We start from the raw sequence: 20,420 nt of genomic DNA, 5'->3' as shown, positions 1-20,420 counted from the left end.
GCGCGGCTCGACCAGATGCAACGCCGCACGACTCATGACTGACCTCCCGCTGGAATGCCCAGCGAAAAGCGGCTGCTGACCGCCGGACGCGCGGCGGTGCGAGCGGCTTGCGCCCGCTCGGCCAGCAACGCTTGCGCAGGGCCGAATGCCTGCACGCGCCCCTCGCGCATCAGCAACAGCTTATCGGCACAGGCCAGCAAGGCAGGCTTGTGGGTGATCACCAGCAGCGTGCGTTTCTCGCGGCGCAGGCTGGCGATGGCGCCCAGGAGGGCCTTCTCGCCGGCCTCGTCGAGATTGGCGTTGGGTTCGTCGAGCACGATCAGCGCGGGTAGCCGGTAGAGCGCACGCGCCAGGCCGATGCGCTGGCGTTGACCACCGGACAAGCCCGCGCCGCCTTCACCCAGCAACGTGTCGTAGCCCTGGGGAAGTTGCAGGATCAGTTCGTGGACGCCCGCCATCCGCGCCGCGTCGATCACGTCCGCGGAGGAAGCCGCGCCGAAGCGCGCGATGTTCTGCGCCACGCTACCGGCGAACAGTTGCACGTCCTGGGGCAGATAGCCGACGTGCGCGCCGCGCTCTTCCGCGCGCCAGGCATGCAGGTCGGCGCCATCGAGTCGAACGTGGCCGCTCAGCACGGGGCGCGCCGCGACCAGCACCCTCGCCAGGCTCGACTTGCCCGACCCCGAAGGGCCGAGGACACCCAGCATCTCGCCGGCTTCGAGGGAGAAGCTCAGTGGCCCCAGCGTCGCCTTGCGTGCGTCCGAAACCGAGCTACAGACCTGCTCGACCCGCAATTGCCCGCGGGGAACGGGCAAGGACATCCCGGCCTCCACCGGTGGGCACTCCTGCAGCAACGCCGACAGGCGCTGATAGGCCAGGCGCGCGGGGAGCCACTGACGCCAGGCGCCAATGACCTGATCGAGCGGCCCGAGTACCCGTCCCACCAGAATGGAGCCGGCGATCATCATGCCTGGGGTGATCTCGCCGTCGATCGCGAGCAATGCCCCCAACCCCAGCACCAGCGATTGCAGAGCCAGACGCAGGCTACGGGTCCAGGCACTCAACACGGCCGCACGGTCGCTGGCCAGTCCCTGCTGAACCAGAAAGCCGTGGTGCAGCGCCTGCCAGCGCTGACGCAAGCCCGCTTGCATGCCCATGGCCTCGCAGGCCTCCGCATGCCGCAGATCGCCCTCCGCGTGCCGGCTGGCCAAGGCGGACAGTCGCCCGGACTCCGCCAGCGGCGCGCTCGACCAGTGCTGATTGAACCAGGCCAGCCCCAGCAGCAACGCGGCGCCTACCGTCGCCAGCGCCCCCAGCCAGGGGTGGAAGAAATACAGCACCAGCAGATAGAGCGGAAACCAGGGTGCATCGAAGAAGGCGAACAAGGCGCTGCCACTGGCGAACTGGCGCAGGTGCGTCAGGTCCTTCAGCGCCTGCCCGGTATCGCTGCGCCCGGACTTGAGCGCCGCCTCGAAGGCGGCCCTATAAACACGCTCGTTCAGGCCCATGTCGACCTGGGTTCCCAGACGGATCACCACCAGACCGCGCAAGGCATCCAGCAATGCCATGAAGGCATAGAGACCGATCAACATGAGGGTCAGCATCGCCAACGTCATGCCGCTGCCGGAGGCCAGCACCCGGTCGTAGACCTGCAACATGTAGAGTGCGGGCGCCAGCATCAGCAGATTGATGATCGCACTGAACAGGGCTACGCCCAGCAAGCCGCGGCGCACCTTGAGCAGCGCATCGATGATCTCGTTGGAACGGCGCTTGGAGGGCATGCGGGAAACCTCGGAGCAGGCGCTACGTCATTGACGCGTAGTGCCTGCCCTGCAGAGAATGCGAAGGGCCGCCAGGGCGAGTTTTCGAGGCCAGCCCTGGCGGTGTTTCGTCGGCGGCCGGGGCAAACCCGGCCCGCCTTTTCAGCGTTTCATCAGGCAGCCAGACTCAGCTCGGCCTCGCTCGTGGAGGCGACGCCGACCAGCTCGCCACCGCTGGCATCGAGGCTGGCGTCCAGGTCGAAGTAGTCGTCGAGCACCGCCGCCAGGGCGTCGGTCTCGCCATTGAGCAGACCCCAGACGATATCGTGGACATCGTTGCCGCTGTCGTAGGTGGAGTTGCCGGCGATGACGTCGCCATTGGCATCCAGACCGTCGTTGATGATTTCGCCGAGGCCGGTGATCTCGAGCAGATTGGCCGCCAGACTCCACTCGCTGCTGACGTTGCTCAGGCCAGCGCCGAAGCTCAGGCTGTCCAGCTCTCCGTGCAGGGTGTGGGTCGGGCTGGTGAAGAAGGTGTAGTAGAGACTTTCCCCGGCGGCCGCCTCGGCAATGAACGCGGAGGTGTAGCCCGTCGCCTCGGTTTCGTTGGCGTACTGCGAGCCATACATCTGGAAGTCCGGCGTGAAACTGGTGCTATTGAAGCCACCGGTGCTGGAGTGGTCCTCGAGCGAGAAGGTGTACTCGTAGTAATCCAGGTAGCCCTGCAGCGTCGTCGCATAGCCGGCGGATTGCAGGGTGCTGTAGAGGCTCGAGGTGTAGCTGATTTCAACGCTCATGCTTTATCTCCACTGATGGCCGGTGACACCGGCCTGAGGTTTTGGCCGGGCGCGCCCGGCCGTTGGACTGCGCATTCCCATTCGGGAAGGCGCCGACACGTCAGAACTTCAGTTCGAAGGAGCCGATCACGGTGCGTCCCGGCCCCTCGGTACGCGCCAGCAGGTCGCCCATGGGTACCAGGTAACGCCGGTCGCGCAGGTTCTCGAGGGACAGCCGCAAGGTCAGGTTTTCGCTTGCCCGCAGGCTGCCGAACAGATCGATCACGCTGTAGGCGAGCGAGCCTCGGGTAATGCTGTTGGATTCGTTCTCGGAGGCGTAGCGCAGGCGTGATCCCAACTCCAGACGACGCTCGAAGAAGCGCATTCCACCCGTCAGGCTCGCGCTGTCCCGCGGTGGGAACATGCTGTAGAACGGGTAGCCCTGGCCGCTGCCATCGTGGGAGATGAAGTTGTTCCAGTAGTCCGCGGTGTCGCCCTGGGCGCCACCGAGATAGAACAGCCGGTAGCTGTTCTGCCCGGTGTGGTAGTCGATGCGGGTCGCGTTGCCCTTCAGGTACCAGCGCCCTGCGTCATACTCGGCCTCCAGCTCGAAGCCACGCAGACGCACCGGGTCGAGCATGTTCACCGGTGCGAAGTTACTGACCGAGGCATAGGCCGCGCCGGGACGGCCAACATTGGCCAGGCGAATGTAGTTCTCCACCTTGGTACTGAAGTAGGCCAGCTTGGCGCGGAAGCTGTCGCCGGCGACCCTCAGGTCGGCGAACTTCAGGTTGACCCCAGCCTCCCAGGTACGCGACTCCTCGGCCTTGAGCGAAGGGTTGGGCAGCATGATGGTGCCGTCGTTGACTCCGAGGTGCTGCCCCGAGATCAGCGTCTCGGTAATCGCCGGCGGGCGCCAGCCCTCTCCGTAATTGGCATAGAACTGCACTCCCTGGAGCGGGGTGATCGCCAGCGCCAGCGTCGGCGAAAGGTGGCCGCGTTGGTCATTCACCGAATACTCGACCGGAACACGCGAATTGGCCACCCCGGTGATCTCGCCACGCGAGTCGATGGTGGTGAACCCCGTATCCCCCCAGAGCCGGTAACGGTCGTAGCGCAGTCCTGCGTCCAGTTGCAGCCAATCGGAATGCAGCAGGGTGAGATTGCTGAACAGACTCGCCAGCCATCGCTCGCCAGGCGGCGTGGTGCCCGCCGTCTCGTTGCCGTAGCTATCGAGGTTCTCCACGCCCCGGGTCTTGGGATCGGTCTTGTCGTAGCTGAGTTCGCTACCGTAGTTCCAGCTCGCTTCGAACAGCGGCAGGCTGAAATGCGCCGTGTTCTGCAGGTTCAGACCCCATGTACGGGTTTCATAGACCAGCGTGTAGGCATCGCTGCCCTGCGGGCAGATGCTTCCCGTGGGGTTGGCCGTGCAATAGGCCGCCACCGGAGGCAATAGCCCCGAGTAATCCGGCGCGACGGCATCCGCCTGTTCATGATTCCGGGTGCGAGCGAAGTAGAGCTTCGCCTCCAGGTCCAACCAGGGACTGCCCTCACTCCAGTGGTAATCCAGCGACGTCGTGCTGGACTCCACTTCGTTGCGCGTCACGGCCTCCCAGCCCTCGTCGTTCCTCACCGAGTCATAGGTGCCGCCTGAGGTGTAGTCCACCTCGGTGGCCAGGTGCGTGAGTTTCAGGTCGTGCCCGTCGGCCATACGCCAGTAGACTTTGAACAGCTGGGAGTCCATGTCCTGACCGGACAGGCTGACGATGTCCTGGTATTGATCCTCGCTGGTGGTGGTGCTGGCCGGAAACGACTCGCCTCGGCTGCCTGGTGCGTACTCCCCCATACGCTTGCGGCTGAAGGCGGCGAGCAGTTCGATCTGCTCGCTGGCACGCAGGCCGGCCGCGAAGCTGCCCGCGAAGTGGTTGCCGTTGGCATAGCCACCCAACCCGGTACTGCCCCTCAGGCGAACCCCCTCGTCGCGACCGGGCTCGACGATGTCCTCGATATCCAGGGTACGGAAGTTCGCCGTCCCGCCGATCACGCCGGCGCCGCCCATGCCGGAGTTCGGGCCCTTGCTGATGTCGATGCCCGAGAGCAGTTCGGGGTCGAGGAATATCTCGCCGTTACGTTGCTGGTGCCCGCTTTGCTGGAAGTTCTGGCGGGCGCCATCGATGCTCATGTTCACCCGCCCGTAATCCTGGATACCCCGGATGTTCACGGCCAGGCCCGGCTCCTGGTAACTGGTCGCGCTGTAGACCCCCGCCGTGTCCTGCAACAGATCGCCGATATGGCGCGCCGGTACACGATCGAGGTGCTCGCGATCTAGGTGGGTGAATGAGTGAGGGCTGACGTACGGATCGCTCCCGAGTGCGCGGGCCTCCACGCTGACCGGAGCCAGCGTGACGACCCCCTCCTCGAGACTACGGCTGAGCGTCACCTGGCGTCCGTCCGCGGAGAAGCGATGACTCACCGGCGCCGCCGCCAATAGCCGGCGCAGGCCCTCCTGCGCGGTGTAGCGGCCCTGCAGCTCTGCGCCACGCAGGCCCGCCAGGCGCTCGCTGTCGAAGAACACCTCGACACCACTTTGCCGGGCATAGGCCAGTACTGCGCGGTTCAGCGCCTGCGCCGGGATGTCGAAGACGATCACGGCGCCAGCCGCTTCGCTGGCCGGAAGGTCCTGTGCCCATGCCGGAGTTGCCGGAACCACTACTTGGCTGGCGCCCATGGCGAGGCCGATCATCAATGCCAGGCGACTGCGCTGGACGCTCCTGTGCCGCGTACTCATTTCCCTTCCCCATGACTCGTGTTGGCTGATCTTGTGAAAGAGTGACGCCAATGAAAATCACTCTCATCAAGAACAGACGCGCGAGTCGGGGTGACTCAGTAAAAAGCTAGGAAATTATTTTCCGCAGGCACGCCGATCACCGACCGATGCGAAACACGGCCGCGTGTTCAACGGGCCGCTAGCGCAGCAGCGTGAGGAAACCCAGCTCCACGCGGGACATGCCCAGCTCGCTGGCGAGCAGATCGAGCGAGCGATCCGGGTCGTCCGTACGGAAAACACCGCTGACGCGGCGGCTCGCCCGCTCGCCATCGAGGATCAGCAACGGCGTGTGGCGATACTGCCGAAGACGCGCGACGACCTCGCTCAACGGACGATCCTCGAACACCAGCAGGCCCTCGCGCCACGCGGTAGCGTTGGCGAGATCCCGACGCAAAGGATGAACGCCGCTGGCGTCGTACCAGGCGCTCTGGCCTTCCGCCAGGACGCGCGAAGCCCCTGCGCCCGGCGCTTGGGCGACACGCACTTCGACGCTGTGTTGGAGTACGCCGACCCAGGCACCCTGCTCTCGTTCCTCCACCACGAAACGCGTACCCAGGGCACGGGTGCTGCCTCCGGCACTCTCGACCACGAAGGGCCGGGGCTCGTCCGGTCCCATCGGCGCGACTGTGAAGATCGCCTGGCCGGAGAGCAAACGGATGCGCCGAGTCTGCCCATCGAAATCCACGTCGATGGCGCTCTGGGCATCGAGTTCGACCTGGCTGCCGTCGGCCAGCTGGATATGGCGGATTTCGCCCACGCCGCTGGCGTGATCCGCGAGCAAGGGGGTAACGAGTGGCTGCATCGGCGCCATCAGCAGGCCAACTGCGATCAGCAGCACCGCGGCGCTGGCCAGCCGACGCCAACGCCTGCGTCGACCACGGCTCGGCAACGCAGGCGCAGTCTCCGCCGGGAAGCTCAGGGCCCCCAGTTCCAGCCAGGTACTCCGGGCCTCGGCGAACGCCTGGGCATGCCGAGGGTCCGCGTCGAGCCAGGAACGCAGCGTTTCCGGCAAGGCTGCCTGCGGCGATTGCTCGCCGATGCGCACCACCCACTGCGCCGCCTGCGCGCGGATTCGCTGCTGTTCATCGTGGCTGGTCACGTGCCAATCCCGTTCTATTCGTAGGCTCAATGATAAGGACGTCCGAAGCGGGAAAATACGGTAATCCGCGATGTCATCAAGCGTCGCGCAGCCGCTCGGTGAGGTGCTGCAGGGCCCGCGCGAGATGCTTCTGCACCGAGCTGTCGGAAATCCCCAGGCGCTCGGCCACCTCGGCGTAGGTCAGGCCTTGCAGGCGATTGAGCGTGAAGATCTGCCGCGTACGCGCTGGCAGCTCCGCCAGCGCCTGATGGATGCGCAGCAGGCGCTGATGGGCATCGAGCTGACGCTCGGCATCGGGGGCTTCGTCCTCGACGAGCGCCAGTTCCTCATGGGTCACGCTGTCGGTGCGTCGCCGCGCCTGCTGGCGACGATGATCGATCAACAGGTTGCTCGCGGTACGGAAGAGATAGCCCGGAACATTGTCGATGGGGGCTTCGCGAGTCTGCTCGGCCAGGCGCAGGAAGCTTTCCTGGGTCAGATCGGCCGCCAGTTGCGGATCGCGGGTACGGCTGGCGAGCATCCGCTGCAGCGTCTTCGCGTACTTCTGGAACAGGCCCTTGAGGTTGACGTCGGTCACCCGGATTCTCCCTGCGGCGTAGCCGGGAGAGGTATCTTATTTTTATCGAGAATTATTTTCAATTGGACCGAGCGGCATCGGCCGCCCGATCAAAACGCGCTAGAGCGTGCTGGCTGCACCGACCGACAGGAACTGCGCGAAGGTCATGTCGGCGAAGGTCAGGCTGGTGCCGTTGGCCGTGTTGTAGGCCGTCACCGCGCTGGCCAGCAGGGTCTGCAGCAGGCTCTGCATTTCGCTGACGTTACCTTTGCGCAGTCCGAGATAGAGGAGCTTTTGTATTTCGCCATTATTGGCTTCAGTTACCATTGAGCTTACGCCCAGGTTGATGAAGTTGACCTGGGGTGACTGAATGATGAAGCCGCTCGCCGTCCTGGAATAAGTTTCGTCCAACTGAACGCTATCCAGCGAGCCATAGAGGTACTTGGTTCCCCAGTTGTTCATATACAAAGTGCCTGTCCCCACGAAACAGGTCGCAGCGCTTGGCTTGATGGCGTATTCCGAGCCATTCATCGTACCGGGGTAGAAAGATCCCGTAGCAGTGCTGCCACTGCCAGCCGCCGTTGCCCACCCAGCGAGATAGTCCACGACCTTAGTGTTCGCATAGGAAGAGGCGTACTGCAGGTATACCGTCATGACTTGCTCCCTTTGTGAAATGGCACCTCGCCATCGGTCCGACCCTATCAGAAACGATACTCGAGCGTCCCTTCTAGCGTGCGTCCCGACTGCAAGGTGAAGGCGACGACGTCTCCCAGCGGCACCAGGTAGGCACGATCGGTCAGATTATCCAACGACAAACCAAGGGAAAGCGATTCGCTGACCTGCAATCGTGTGTAGAGGTCGTAGACCATGTAGCGCTTCCAGTCCGGCGGGTAAAAATAGTCGACGTCATCAGTTGAGGTGCCGATAGACATCCCCTGGCTATAACGCACACGCCCGCCGAGATCCAGGCGTCGATCCAATAGGCGGACCCCCAGGGCAAGGGCTCCACGATCCATAGGCAGGTATTCGGCGGTTCCCTGGATCGCGCAACTTACCGTATCTCCCTCGGCGGCCGGCACCAACCAGTTTTGTCGTGAGCAAAAGTCGTTCTTGCCAATCATGTGCGTATAGGACAAATCGCCATAAAAGCTGCCCGCATCGTAGGAGAGGCTGTACTCCATGCCCCTGAAGCGCGTTTTCCGCAGGTTATTTGCGTACGATCCAGAAAGAGCATCAGCCTCGTCACCCATAGGATCATCGGGAAGCCGACGATCTCGAGAAAAATAGATAAAGTCATCCACCTTGGTATCGAAATAGGCCACCTTGACGGTCAGGCGATCCCCCTCGACCCAAAGATCGTCGCGCAACAGGTTGACACCGACCTCCCAGGAGGTAGAGCGCTCGGGTGCCAGAAAGGGGTTAGGGTAGATGGTTTGTGACGAACCCGGCGAGCCGAAACGCTGCCCGCTAGCCAGGCTCTCGGTAATCGCCGGCGGCCGCCAACCTTTGCCCCAGTTGGCGTAGAGCTGCAAACCTTCGATACCGGGCTTGATCGCGAAACCCAGGGTCGGCGAAAGCTTGCCCTGCTGCTCGCTCATATCGTAGGCGTAATCATTGAAGGACGGACTCTGGAAACTGGCGTCCCCCTTCAACCAATAGCGGTCGTAGCGCAGCCCGGCACTGAGCAGCAACCAGGCGTCGTATTCGTACTCCAGGTTGCCGAACAGGCTGGCCAGGGTGCGTTGTCCTTCAGGCGTCGTGCTTGCAACGCCCACGTAATCGCCTTGGGCGTCGGTGTCCGGATCGGTGCGATCCTGGACAGCCTCGACACCATAGGTGAGGGTCGCCTCCGCCAACGAGCCGACCTCGAAACGACTGCTGTTATTCAACTGCAGACCGTAGCTGCGTGTCTGGTAGCGCACACTGTACGCGGGGCTCACTGCCGTGACGTACTGATCGTTACGCGTATTGACCCGATAGATCTTGGCATTCAGATCGATCAGCGGCGAGTCCGGATCGTAGTGGTAATCCAGCCCCAGAGTGCTCGACTCGATAGCGCTGGTACCCTGCTTCGGCCAATACAAGTTCTCGCCGTTGTAATCCAGTTGGTAGGCATCATCGTAATGCGTACTGGTTTGCAGGTAACTCAATTCCAGGCGCTGGTCTGCATCCAGGTTGAAGCCGACCTTGGCCAAACGGGAACGCATGAGGTAAGCGGAACTATCGACCTCCTGCCCTTTGAGCAGATCACTCAGACCAAAGGTCCGCAACTGACCGAGGTCACCGTGATTCCCCGCCTGATAGTCCCCCAGATGCCGTTCCGCCACGGCGAGCAGCAGATCACCCCGGGCGTCGCCCGCGGCAAACACCCCGCTACCGATGAAATGCGTACCGTTGGCGTAGGCGCCCAGGCCGGTGGTGGCGCGCAGGCGGCCGCCGATTTCCTTGCCGGGCTCGAGGAAGTCCCCCGCCTGCAGCGTGCGGAAGTCCGCCACGCCGCCGATCACGCCAGCGCCACCCTGGGTGGAGGAAGGCCCCTTTTCCAGCATGACGCCGGAGAGCAACTCGGGATCGATGTACAGGGTGCCGTTGCGCTGCTGGTCACCGGTTTGCTGGTAATTCTGGCGCATGCCGTCGATCGACAGGTTGACCCGGCCAAAGTCCTGGATACCGCGGATGTTCACCGAGGTGCCCGGGTCCTGCCCGCTGACAGCGGTATACACGCCGGCGCTCTGCTGCAGCAGCGCCGCGGCGTCACGCGGTGGCAGGCGCTCGATCTGCTGCCGCTCGATGACCGACGCCGAACGCGGCAGCATCGCCAAGGCATCACGCTCGCTCAGCGGACGCGCTTGGATCACCTGGGAAGCCAACTCAGTGGCATCGCTGTCCAGCCTGCGGCTGAGCGCAACGCGACGATCGGGATCGAAGCGGTAGCTCACCGGCAATCCCGCCAGCAATTGCCGCAGCGCCTCGCGATAGTCGAGGCGACCGTGCACGGCACTGCCCTGCAGGCCAGCCAGACGCTCGCTATCGAAGAAAATCTGTACCGAGGCTTGCTGGGCATACAGCAGCACGGCGGTTTCGAGGGGTTGCGGCGGAATATCGAAGTCGAACTGCTCGGCCGACTGCTCCGCCGCCGGGCTCTGCGCCCAGGCGGGAACGGCTGAAACCAGAGAGCCCAGAAGGCAACCAAAGAGGGCGAATTCCCTGCCCCCAAAAGACCATCCCTGCATGGCAGAATCGCGCCCGCAGCGTTTCATCAGATCCCCAAATCCCCGATGCGCCCACCCCAGTGGATTCCTGGACGGGCGCTGCCACCACGACGGTCATGTCTTCTAAGGTAGCGTTTTATAAAAGAAAAATTACCGGAGATCCTTTCCCGGAAACGGCAGAAAGCCTCAAGTGGGCAGTGTGCCATAACCTTATCGAATGAGCGTTAATCCGGGAAGATCAAGGGAACGGGCGCCGAGCTCGGCAACCAGCATGTCGAGGCCACGGTCGAGGTCGTTCAGGTGCAAGACACCGCTGACACGGCGGTTGGCGAGGGTGCTGTCGGCGACCAGAATACGGCCACTGCGGTAACGACCGATGCGCTGTACCACATCGGCAAGCGGTTGCTTTTCGAAGACCAGCAGCCCGCGGCGCCAACCGGTCGCCTGCGCCAAGTCGGGTTGAACACCGCGACGCAGCCCACGACCGGCTTCGTAGCGAGCGCTCTGGCCTTCCTGCAACACGAGGCGCGAGTCACCGAATGCCACGGGTTGCTGCAAACTGACCGCGACACTGTGTTCCAGAACCCCGACCCAGGTCTCGGAACCACGCTCACCGACCACGAAGCGCGTCCCTAGCGCCTGAGCCTCACCACCGGCACTCTCGACGATGAACGGCCTGGGTTCCTCCCCGGTCAAGGGCGCAACTTCGAAATAGGCCTCTCCGCTAAGCAGACGAACACGTCGCTCGCGATCGTTATAGGCAAGCGCCAGGGCGCTGCGGGAATCCAGTTCGGCAACGCTGCCATCGGGTAACGAGACGCGACGAACCTCGCCGACAGACGTGAGCTCATCGGCCCGTAGCGCCAGGAGCATGTCCGGCCCTTTCAGTACGCCCAGCAACGCGATGCAAAGCACGGCCGCGACCGCCAGCCAACGGCCACGATGGGACCGGGCGGAGACGCTGGGCAAGCGATCCGAGACGGGAAAGACATAGGAGGAAGGGCTGGCAGCCTGCGAACGCAATTCGACCCAATGACGACGTGCCTCGCGCAGCGCATCCGGCCGGCGACGGTCGACGGACAGCCAGCGCTGCAGCTCTTCGAGCAGCTTGGCGCTGGGCTCATCCTCGGCCAGACGCACCGCCCAAGTGGCGGCCTCCTGGCGCATCCGTTGCTGCTCTTCGTGGGTCACAGGCAATGTTCGCAGGTCGACACGGGCAATCGATCGCCGCCCAAAATAAGCGCGGCACCGCGGCATGACAAAAGAGGCAAACACATTGGGCGCGATGGGGTGATCAGTTGCGGGAACCCCGCTGTCGATCCGGCGCGTCCCTGCCTGGATTCATGCGTATGAATGCATACTAGCCAGGCTTGCCGTGCCTTTCAATGCACGTCCCCGGCATTCCGACGAGTGCCCGCTGAAATCAGAGCCGGCGGGGCTTGTGGCATTTTCCTCGCGTCACCCGCGCGCCCTGCCGCAGCGCTTCCGAGGTCCTTTGCCTGCAGGGCCATCAGACGTGCTTCGCGCTCCTTCGCAGGCAGCGCCGCCAATCCGGCGACGGCCCTGTGGAAACGCCTCCAATTGCCCCCTTCATCGCGGTAAAGCGCGGCGAAGGCTGCAGTCCAGCGATCATACAGACCAAAGGGCAGCAGCCTGGCGTTGTTCAGGGGCGCCTGGAACCAGCCATCGTAGCGGTGGTCCCCGGGAAATCGCGCGGCCCACAGGGCATGGTATTCGCGCCTTAGCCGGGTGAACTCGGCCTGCTTGCCGGCACGTAGCGTCGCCACGGCTTGGCCGCTGGCATAAAGCGCCCGCAAGCGCTCACGGCTCTCCAGGACCAAACCGGTAAAGGCGCTGCGTTGCGCGGCGCGCAGATCGTCGGTATCCGGAAGCCCTCGACTGCGCCGCCATTGGCGGAGCCCTTCATGCTCGACGAAGCTGGCGTAGGACTCATTGAACGCCGTGTCCCCCGGCAGATACAGACGCTGGTGTGACAGCTCGTGGAAGATCACCGCCGCCAGGCGATCATCACTCCAGCGCAACATGCTCGACAGTAGCGGGTCGTCGAACCAGCCCAGGGTCGAATAGGCCTCGACCCCTGCCACATACACATCCTTGCCCTGCAAACGTAACTCGGCAGCCGCGCCGCGCGCTCGTGCTTCCTGGTAATAGCCGCGATAGGCCACACAGCCGGCGATGGGAAAGCAGTGGGTCACCGGCTCCAGCGACAACTCTTCGGTTGCGAAGACATTCCACACCACGTAGGGCCTGCCCAGCTCGACGTAGTCCCGGTAGCTGCCATTGTCCGGCAGGGCCAGGCTTTCACTGGCGAAGCGGCGAGCTTGCAGTGCCAGCGCCAGGCGCTCGCGCAACGCCGGGTCGCGATGCGCATCGGCAAGGATGCGCGGGATCGGCTCCCGAGACCAGAGCAGGTCCAACTGCCCCTGCGCGAGCTGACCATAATAGGCAGCGCAACCGCTGAGCAGCAGGATCAGGAACACGGGAACCCAGCGCCAGGTGCGGGGGTCCAGAGTCGGACATTCGAGCGTGGGCATGAGCGCCACGCTATCACCACGCCCTCCCGGCCGGAAGTCCACCATGCGCCCGCTGTACTACTGCCTCGCTCCCCTGCTCCTGCACGGCTGCTCCCTCTGGCCACCTTCGGCGGATCCGTCCCAGGCCTGGGTCGATCTTGACGAGGCTCAACGCGACGCCTTGCAGGCGCGGCAAGTCGACGACAGCGCCTGGGACGATCCTCGCTATTTTCAGGTGACGCCGGGCGAGCACGAACTGCTGCTGAGCTACCGCTTCGAGGTACAGCCGGTGAATCTTGGTAGCACCCAAGGCTTGCCGCGCGACTGCGAGGTCAGTTTGCAGTACGCTGACTTCACCGCCGGCCAGCGTTACGCGCTCAAGGCCGGTGCAGTGGGCTTCCGTCCCTGGCTCGAGCTGCGCGATGCGCAAGGCCAGGTCGTTGCGCGAGGCCACGAACAACGATGCGGCCTGATCTAGGGCCGCGCTTGCCGGAGCCGCTCATGCGCCTGTCGTTTCTCGCACCGCTGGCCCTTTTGCTGGGCGGTTGCAGCAGCCCTCTCCCCCCTGCCGATCCAGGCATGGCGTGGATCGACCTCTACACCACTGCCAGCGATCTATTGATGGCCGAAAACCTCGATGGCAAGCGCTGGCCGGACGGTCGCTACTTCCAGGTGACGCCGGGGGCCCATGAGCTGGAGGTGCGCTATCAATACGACATCTCCGCCGGCGGCGCGGTCGGTGCCCTGCGAGAGCCGACGCGGCTGACCTGCTACCTACGGATACGCTATGACGACTTTCGCGCCGGGCAACGCTATCGCCTGGAAACGCGCAATGCCGCGATGCGCCCGATGGGCTGGCTCTACGGCACCGGCCGCGAGCCCCTCGCACGTGCCGAAGAGCTACGCTGCGGCCCCTTCTGAGCGCAGCTCGCTGTTTGCGCACTGACCCTCCGCGTCGTCCCTGTCCGTCCCTGGCGTCGGCGCCCCCAATGGAGTCCCCATGAGCCGACTTGCAGACACTCGATTCTCCGTCCTCGATCTCGCACCGGTACGTAACGACGATCAAGGCGCCCGCCCGGCGTTGATGCGGTCGCTGGCACTCGCCCAGCATGTCGAGGCCCTGAACTTCACCCGTTTCTGGGTTGCCGAGCACCACAACATGGACGGCATCGCCAGTTCGGCGACCGCCGTGTTGCTCGCTCACCTGGCGGCGGGCACCTCCCGCATCCGCGTGGGCTCAGGCGGCGTCATGCTGCCCAACCACGCACCGCTGGTGATCGCCGAGCAATTCGGCACGCTGGAGAGCCTGTTCCCCGGCCGCATCGACCTCGGCCTGGGCCGCGCACCCGGTGCCGACCAGGCCACCGCCTATGCGTTGCGCCGGGAGCGCATGGGTAGCGCTGAAGACTTTCCTCAGGACGTCGAGGAACTGGAAGCACTGCTCGGCCCACGCCAACCGGGCCAGCGCGTGGTGGCGATGCCCGGCTGCGGCACCGCCGTCCCGATCTGGCTGCTCGGCTCCAGCCTGTTCAGCGCCCAGCTCGCCGCGGCCAAGGGGCTGCCCTACGCCTTCGCCGCGCACTTCGCGCCGCGTTACATGCATGACGCCATTCGCCTGTATCGGGAGAACTTCCGCCCCTCGCCGGTTCTGCAGGAGCCCTACGTGATGCTGGGCGTACCTTTGGTGGCAGCGGAAAGCGACGAGCGCGCCGAGCATCTTGCGACCACGGTGTTCCAGCGCATCCTCGCGTTGATTCGCGGACAGAGTCTGGTGCTGCAGCCGCCCGTTTCGAGCATGCAGGGGCTCTGGCTACCCCATGAACAAGACGCCGTAGGCAACTTCCTTGGCATGGCGGTAATCGGCGGCCCGGAAAAGGTACGCGCGCGCCTGGAGGTCATTCTCGAGCAGACCGATGCCGACGAACTGATCTTCACCTGCGATCTCTACGAGCACGCCGACCGGCTGCGTTCCTTCGAGATCCTCGCGTCCCTGCGAGAGTGATCCGGACGGAGGTGTTGGCGCTCTTTCGCGAGCCGCGGATGGGTGCCGCGCGAACTCACCGCTATCGAGGCGCAGCGCGCCGGCGATGACCCGACAGGCCCTGTCGCCCGTTGGCAAGCCCGGCAGCACCCACTCAGCTTATCGCTGACACCCCGTTGGGGGCCGGTGCCTGTCTTGATGCGAGCGTGAGCGACACCTCAGCAGTCGTTAGCTCTGCGCGATGCGAAAGCCTACCTTGAGCGTGACTTGGTAGTGCGCCACGGCGCCATCGCGCAGATGGCCGCGGGTTTCCACCACCTCGAACCACTCCATCAGCTCAACGCTCTTCGCCGCCTCGGCGATGGCATTCCCGATCGCATCCTCGATGCTGGTGGTCGAGGAGCCGACGAGTTCGATCAGCTTGTAGGTGTGATGGTCGGACATGGCAATCTCCAAAGTGCGTATGGGCTGTTCTTTTTCAGGCCTGGTGGGGCACAGGAAAGTTCAGCCAGCACCGCGCCGCCTCGCGACGTAGGCGCCCTAGCGCGGCCAATTCGACCTTGGTATAGAGGGCGAATCCGCTGCGAAACCCTAGACTGGCGCGCATTACCCCTGCTTCCCTTGAGGTCTTGCCATGTACGCCGATCGAATTCGCCTGCCCGATCTACTCAAGCGCGTCGTCAGCGCCGAGGTCGCGGCGAGCCTCATCGAGGACGGCATGACCGTGGGCATGAGCGGCTTCACCCGCGCGGGGGAAGCCAAGGCTGTGCCCCAGGCTTTGGCCGAGCGCGCCCGCCGCAGCCCGTTGAAGATCAGCCTGATGACCGGCGCCAGCCTGGGCAACGACCTCGACAAGCAGCTTACCGAGGCGGGCGTACTGGCGCGTCGCATGCCCTTCCAGGTCGATGCCACGCTGCGCCGTGCGATCAACGACGGCTCGGTGATGTTCATTGACCAACACCTGTCGGAAACCGTCGAGCAACTGCGCAATCACCAGCTAAAGCTGCCCGACATTGCAGTGATCGAAGCCGTCGCCATCACCGAGGAAGGTCATATCGTCCCCACCACCTCGGTGGGCAACTCCGCCAGCTTCGCCATCTTCGCCAAACGGGTCATCGTCGAGATCAACCTCGCCCACGATGCCAACCTCGAAGGGCTGCACGATGTCTACATTCCGACCTACCGCCCCACGCGCACTCCGATCCCGCTGACGCGCGTGGACGACCGTATTGGCAGCACTGCGATTCCCATTCCGCCGGAGAAGATCGCAGCGATCGTGATCAGCAAACAACCGGACTCCCCGTCCACGGTACTGCCGCCGGATGCCGAGACCCAGGCGATCGCCGACCACCTGATCGGCTTCTTCGAGAAAGAAGTGGCCGCGGGACGCATGAGCAACAGTCTGGCTCCGCTGCAGGCGGGCATCGGCAGCATCGCCAACGCGGTGATGTGCGGGTTGATTCATTCGCCCTTCGACAACCTGACGATGTATTCGGAAGTCCTGCAAGACTCCACCTTCGACCTGATCGACGCCGGCAAGCTGCGTTTTGCCTCAGGCAGCTCCATCACCCTATCGCAGCGGCGCAATGCCGACGTCTTCGGCAACCTGGAGCGCTACAAGGACAAGCTGGTGCTGCGCCCGCAGGAGATTTCCAACCATCCGGAGGTGGTTCGCCGGCTCGGAATCATCGGCATCAATACCGCTCTGGAATTCGACATCTACGGCAACGTCAACTCCACCCATGTCGGCGGTACGCGGATGATGAACGGCATCGGTGGCAGCGGTGACTTCGCCCGCAACGCACACCTGGCGATCTTCGTCACCAAATCGATCGCCAAGGAGGGCGCCATCTCCAGCGTGGTGCCGATGGTAAGTCACGTCGACCACACCGAACACGACGTGGACATCCTGGTGACCGAGCAGGGCCTGGCAGACCTGCGCGGCCTGGCTCCGCGCGAACGCGCACGCGTGATCATCGACAACTGCGTACATCCCGGCTATCGCGATGCGCTCTCGAACTACTTCGAAGCCGCTTGCGCCAAGGGCGGGCATACCCCTCACCTGTTGCGCGAAGCCCTCGACTGGCACATCAACCTGGAAGAGCGTGGGCACATGCTGGCCTACACCGAACTGGAGCAGGACAGCCACGTGGCTTGAGGCAGGCGCGGACCCCGCTCTCCGCACCGTAACACCCCGGTAACACACTCGGCGGCAGGCACACACTCAGCGAGTGAAGGGGCGTATCGAAACACGCCCTCGATCCTCGCCAGGAGGGGGTACTTGCTGCGGGAAGTGACTCTGCCTGGTCATATTCACTGGCTCAACGGCGAGCACTGTATTGGTCCCCAAGCCAGATCGCATCGGAGCAGTGTTTTTCACTGATACATGCGCCACAAACTAGTCTTTTTGCCTGCAAGCCTCCCTTCAACCAAAACTGTACCTGTTATTTATCTGAAAACTGTAATGAATGGCGGCCTCAATAGGGCGCACACAGACCCAATATCGGTGAAATACTGCCCCAAAGTGGATCAAAACGTAACAGTTGCTCCCTTCGGTAACAGTACAGTTACCGTCTTGGCCGTCGAAAAACACAACAATTCTGAATAGCTGTCTCTGTTGGCAGATTTGCGAGGAGCTCATCATAGGCACCGTGAATCGAGCTAACCCCGCCCAGAGGCGGAAGGAAAACATCATGGAACGCACCCTTAGTTCCGACCTCTTCGCTAGCACCCAATCCGCAGCCAAAGCCCCGCTGGCCCTTCGCGCACTGAGCACCCTGCTGCTGTGGCAGCGCCGTATGGTCAGCCGCCGCCAGCTGGCACGCCTGGATGCCCGCCTGCTCGCGGACGCCGGCATCAGCGAAGCACAGCGCTTTGCAGAGCTGAACAAACCGTTCTGGCGCTAAGCACGTTTTTAGGTCCCTGGCCTGCCTTGAAAAGCCCGTCGCTTGCGACGGGCTTTTCTTTATTCAGCCCTCGTTCCAGAGCGCCCGCCTGGCCCTGAAGGTATGCTTGCGCTAGCCTAGGCGACTGAATTCATTACCACGGCTCGACATGCGTTACCCTGCCCTCCTGCTTCTCGCCCTCCTCTGTGCCAGACCTGCGGCGGCCTTCGATCTGACCACCGACGTGGTTGCGGGCGCGCTCTACGTCACCAGTCAGATCACCAGCCTGCCCTTCCAGAACAAGATCGTCCGCGACGCCCGCGACGATGCCGCGGTATTCGTCGCCAGTGACGGCACCCAACGCGGTGCGCGCCTGGAAGCGGCACTGCACTGGCTGCGCGAACAAGATTCCGAATTGACCGCCAGCGATAGCGAACTGGCGCAGGCGATTCTCGTCCAATAAGCGACCTCAAGGAGCGACACCATGCGCAAGACTTTCGCCCTGCTCTGCCTGGGACTACTCGCGGGCACCCACGCCCAGGCACGCACTCTGGAAGCGACCAGCGATATCTTCGTGCGAGCGCTCGGCCGCAGCATCGACTTCACCTCGGATACCACCACCTCGATACGCGACATGAAGATGGTGGTAGAGGCCCGTGACGATGCGGCCAGTTTCGTCGCCAGCGACGGTGGCATCCGTGGCGCCCAGCTTGAAGCCGCCCTGCGGCGGTTGCGCGAGCACTCGGAGCAAGCACGCCAGGCCAGCGACCGCGAACTGGCTCAGGCGATATTGGCGCTATAAGGTTGCGTGAGCGGAGTCGAGGGCGCCTAGGCAGGTTTTGTCTGTTGGCCGCGCTGCTACTCGCCAGCAGCGTTTCGGCGCAAGCAGCTCTACGCCTGGATATTTCCCGGGACGGTCTGACACCTGCACAGTATTCGGCCTCCCGCGCACTGCTGGACGAGGCGCTCCAGGCCCTGCCACCGAGCTTTCGTGAGCGCCTGGATCGCACGATTCAGGTGACCTGGGAGAGTGACCTGCCCGAACACGGCTACGGTCGTGTAACCCGCCCCGACGCGCTCGCCCTCAACCGGGCATTGTTGCCGGCCCTGGCCGACGGCAGCGCTGCACGTGCGCAGACGGGCCGCACTCACGGCACCCAACGCCGCGAACTGCTGGCCACCGTACTACATGAGCTGACCCATCTCTATGACCGCGAGCACTGGGGTCCGGAGGCTGCGCTGGTCCTGCAGCAACGCTGCACGCGCCAGCGCCGGATCAACGGCGAAATCGGCCTGCCCGCCCGTTGCCGTGGCGAGACCGAGCGCCATTACAGCCTTTCCGACGATCCACGCCTGCTCGACCTCGCCGGCTGGCAACAAGCCGTAGGCCAGCGCGGCGCTCGTGAACCGAGCAACGGCCTGCGTACCCGCAGTCCGGACAGCTACGAGCTTACCGACCCCCAGGAATTCGCTGCGGTGAACATGGAGTACTTTCTCCTTGATCCGCACTATGCCTGTCGCCGTCCATCGCTGTTCGCCTACTTCACTCGGCACTTCGGCTGGAGCCCGTCGAACGAGGCACGCTGCCCAGCGCAACTGCCCTACCTGGATGCCGGCAACGACTACCAACAGGAGGCCCTGGGCAAGCTCGACCCCTCCCGCGTATACGCCGTGGACTACCTGTTCGCAGAAGCCAACGACGCCTGGGTCAGCCGCTGGGGGCACAGCATGTTGCGTTTGGTGGTCTGCGCCCCAGGCCGACCCCGGGGACCGGACTGCCGGCTGGACCTCGACCAGCACCTGGTACTCTCCTTCCGCGCCTTCGTCGACGACCTGCAGTTGTCGAGCTGGGACGGCCTGACCGGCAACTACCCCTCGCGCCTGTTCATCCTGCCGCTATCGCAGGTGATCGACGAATACACCAAGGTCGAGCTGCGCTCACTCTCCTCGGTTCCGCTGAAGCTCTCGCGCGATGAACTGGAAGCGCTGGTGCGGCGTGCGGTGGAGTTGCACTGGAGCTACGACGGGCACTACTACTTTCTGTCCAATAACTGCGCAGTGGAAACCCTCAAACTGCTGCGTGGCGGCACCGACCTGCCGGCCCTGCGCAGCCTGGACAGCATCATGCCCAATGGCCTGTTGGAGCTTCTGATCGGTATGGGCCTCGCGGATTCCAGCGTTCTCGACGACCCCGCGGAGGCATTGCGCCTGGGCTATCGCTTCGATTCCTTCCGTGACCGCTACCAGGCGATGTTCGAGGTCCTACGCCAACGTCTGCCGCTTCCGCAGCAGGACGTGCGCACCTGGCTGGAGCTACCCGCGGATGAGCGAACCCCCTGGATCGAACGCGCCGACCTGCGCGCCAGCGCAGCGTTGCTGCTGCTGGAGCAGGCGGCCTACCGGCAGCAGCTACTGCGCGCGCAGGACGAACTCAAGCAACGTTACCTGGCCGGGGACCCGGACGAACGCCTGGATCAGGTCGGCAAGACGCTTCAAGAAGTCATCGACAACAGCGGATTTCTCAGCAGTCCCGCCCAATTGCTCGACGTGGGCTACGGCATTCCCCAACCGGACGAGTGGGAGAACCTGGAGCGCAACAGCCAGGCGCACCTACAGACCCTGCGCGAACTGAATGAAAGCCTCGATGGCGACTTGCAGAAGCTACTACTGCCCGAGCGCCGCCATGAACTGGAGGCCGGACAGGCCAATGTCGAAGCAATCGGCAAGCATCTGCGCGCACTCAACGAACAGGCAGGAGGCCTGCGCCTCCAAGATGCCAAATGAGCCCGC

At 63.9% G+C, this 20,420-nt stretch carries 18 protein-coding genes; 8 read left to right on the top strand and 10 right to left on the bottom strand.

The genetic code is table 11. The annotated features are described in order from the left end of the window. Positions 1-32: 32 nt before the first annotated feature. From ACYRGX_RS04700 to ACYRGX_RS04660, 9 genes are all read right to left on the bottom strand, one after another. A complete protein-coding gene (locus ACYRGX_RS04700; protein ID WP_473055457.1) occupies positions 33-1,781 on the bottom strand; it encodes a type I secretion system permease/ATPase in 1,749 nt (582 codons plus the stop codon). 152 nt (positions 1,782-1,933) lie between these two features. Beyond that, complete coding sequence (locus ACYRGX_RS04695) at positions 1,934-2,557, bottom strand: heme acquisition protein HasA (protein WP_473055456.1); 624 nt, start codon at positions 2,555-2,557, stop codon at positions 1,934-1,936. A 100-nt stretch (positions 2,558-2,657) separates the two neighbouring features. Continuing rightward, the gene (locus ACYRGX_RS04690; protein ID WP_473055455.1) at positions 2,658-5,324 is read right to left on the bottom strand and encodes a TonB-dependent receptor; all 2,667 of its coding nucleotides are present in this window, start codon (positions 5,322-5,324) and stop codon (positions 2,658-2,660) included. Positions 5,325-5,502: 178 nt separating this feature from the next. Then, positions 5,503-6,462, bottom strand: coding sequence for a FecR family protein (locus ACYRGX_RS04685; RefSeq protein WP_473055454.1), 960 nt, complete (start codon positions 6,460-6,462; stop codon positions 5,503-5,505). A 76-nt stretch (positions 6,463-6,538) separates the two neighbouring features. Next, a complete protein-coding gene (locus ACYRGX_RS04680; RefSeq protein WP_473055453.1) occupies positions 6,539-7,039 on the bottom strand; it encodes an RNA polymerase sigma factor in 501 nt (166 codons plus the stop codon). A 99-nt stretch (positions 7,040-7,138) separates the two neighbouring features. Further along, positions 7,139-7,672 carry a heme acquisition protein HasA gene (locus ACYRGX_RS04675; RefSeq protein WP_473055452.1) on the bottom strand — a complete coding sequence of 178 codons (534 nt, stop codon included), beginning with the start codon at positions 7,670-7,672 and terminating at the stop codon, positions 7,139-7,141. 47 nt (positions 7,673-7,719) lie between these two features. Next, the gene (locus ACYRGX_RS04670; RefSeq protein ID WP_473055451.1) at positions 7,720-10,278 is read right to left on the bottom strand and encodes a TonB-dependent receptor; all 2,559 of its coding nucleotides are present in this window, start codon (positions 10,276-10,278) and stop codon (positions 7,720-7,722) included. Positions 10,279-10,440: 162 nt separating this feature from the next. Then, positions 10,441-11,421: a FecR family protein gene (locus ACYRGX_RS04665; RefSeq protein ID WP_473055450.1), complete on the bottom strand. Its 981-nt coding sequence runs from the start codon at positions 11,419-11,421 to the stop codon at positions 10,441-10,443. Between the two features lie 191 nt (positions 11,422-11,612). Further along, the gene (locus ACYRGX_RS04660) at positions 11,613-12,785 is read right to left on the bottom strand and encodes an aminopeptidase (protein WP_473055449.1); all 1,173 of its coding nucleotides are present in this window, start codon (positions 12,783-12,785) and stop codon (positions 11,613-11,615) included. Between the two features lie 43 nt (positions 12,786-12,828). On the opposite strand from ACYRGX_RS04660, the gene ACYRGX_RS04655 reads away from it, so the two are divergent. The 3 genes from ACYRGX_RS04655 (at position 12,829) to ACYRGX_RS04645 (ending at position 14,766) form a co-directional block, all read left to right on the top strand. Then, positions 12,829-13,242: a PA0061/PA0062 family lipoprotein gene (locus ACYRGX_RS04655; RefSeq protein ID WP_473055448.1), complete on the top strand. Its 414-nt coding sequence runs from the start codon at positions 12,829-12,831 to the stop codon at positions 13,240-13,242. 23 nt (positions 13,243-13,265) lie between these two features. Continuing rightward, a complete protein-coding gene (locus ACYRGX_RS04650; protein ID WP_473055447.1) occupies positions 13,266-13,685 on the top strand; it encodes a PA0061/PA0062 family lipoprotein in 420 nt (139 codons plus the stop codon). A 79-nt stretch (positions 13,686-13,764) separates the two neighbouring features. Then, positions 13,765-14,766, top strand: a complete 1,002-nt coding sequence (locus ACYRGX_RS04645; RefSeq protein ID WP_473055446.1) for an LLM class flavin-dependent oxidoreductase — start codon at positions 13,765-13,767, stop codon at positions 14,764-14,766. A 207-nt stretch (positions 14,767-14,973) separates the two neighbouring features. Here the strand turns inward: ACYRGX_RS04645 and ACYRGX_RS04640 are convergent, their stop codons facing one another. Continuing rightward, positions 14,974-15,189: a dodecin gene (locus tag ACYRGX_RS04640; protein WP_473055445.1), complete on the bottom strand. Its 216-nt coding sequence runs from the start codon at positions 15,187-15,189 to the stop codon at positions 14,974-14,976. Between the two features lie 190 nt (positions 15,190-15,379). Between ACYRGX_RS04640 and ACYRGX_RS04635 the strand changes: the two genes are divergently transcribed. The 5 genes from ACYRGX_RS04635 to ACYRGX_RS04615 all read left to right on the top strand — a co-directional run bounded on the left by ACYRGX_RS04635 (position 15,380) and on the right by ACYRGX_RS04615 (position 20,414). After that, a complete protein-coding gene (locus ACYRGX_RS04635; protein ID WP_473055444.1) occupies positions 15,380-16,903 on the top strand; it encodes an acetyl-CoA hydrolase/transferase family protein in 1,524 nt (507 codons plus the stop codon). A 535-nt stretch (positions 16,904-17,438) separates the two neighbouring features. After that, positions 17,439-17,651: a DUF1127 domain-containing protein gene (locus ACYRGX_RS04630; RefSeq protein ID WP_473055443.1), complete on the top strand. Its 213-nt coding sequence runs from the start codon at positions 17,439-17,441 to the stop codon at positions 17,649-17,651. A gap of 148 nt (positions 17,652-17,799) precedes the next feature. Beyond that, positions 17,800-18,093 carry a DUF2388 domain-containing protein gene (locus ACYRGX_RS04625; protein ID WP_473055442.1) on the top strand — a complete coding sequence of 98 codons (294 nt, stop codon included), beginning with the start codon at positions 17,800-17,802 and terminating at the stop codon, positions 18,091-18,093. A gap of 21 nt (positions 18,094-18,114) precedes the next feature. Next, positions 18,115-18,432: a DUF2388 domain-containing protein gene (locus ACYRGX_RS04620; RefSeq protein ID WP_473055441.1), complete on the top strand. Its 318-nt coding sequence runs from the start codon at positions 18,115-18,117 to the stop codon at positions 18,430-18,432. A 41-nt stretch (positions 18,433-18,473) separates the two neighbouring features. Beyond that, positions 18,474-20,414 (top strand): DUF7844 domain-containing protein, encoded by a 1,941-nt coding sequence (locus ACYRGX_RS04615; RefSeq protein ID WP_473056633.1) that lies wholly within the window; start codon positions 18,474-18,476, stop codon positions 20,412-20,414. The last annotated feature ends 6 nt before the right edge of the window (positions 20,415-20,420 follow it).

The organism is Pseudomonas sp. R4-15 (assembly GCF_055768815.1).
Note: the sequence above shows the minus strand (reverse complement) of the source record. Positions and strands in the feature narration are given on the sequence as shown.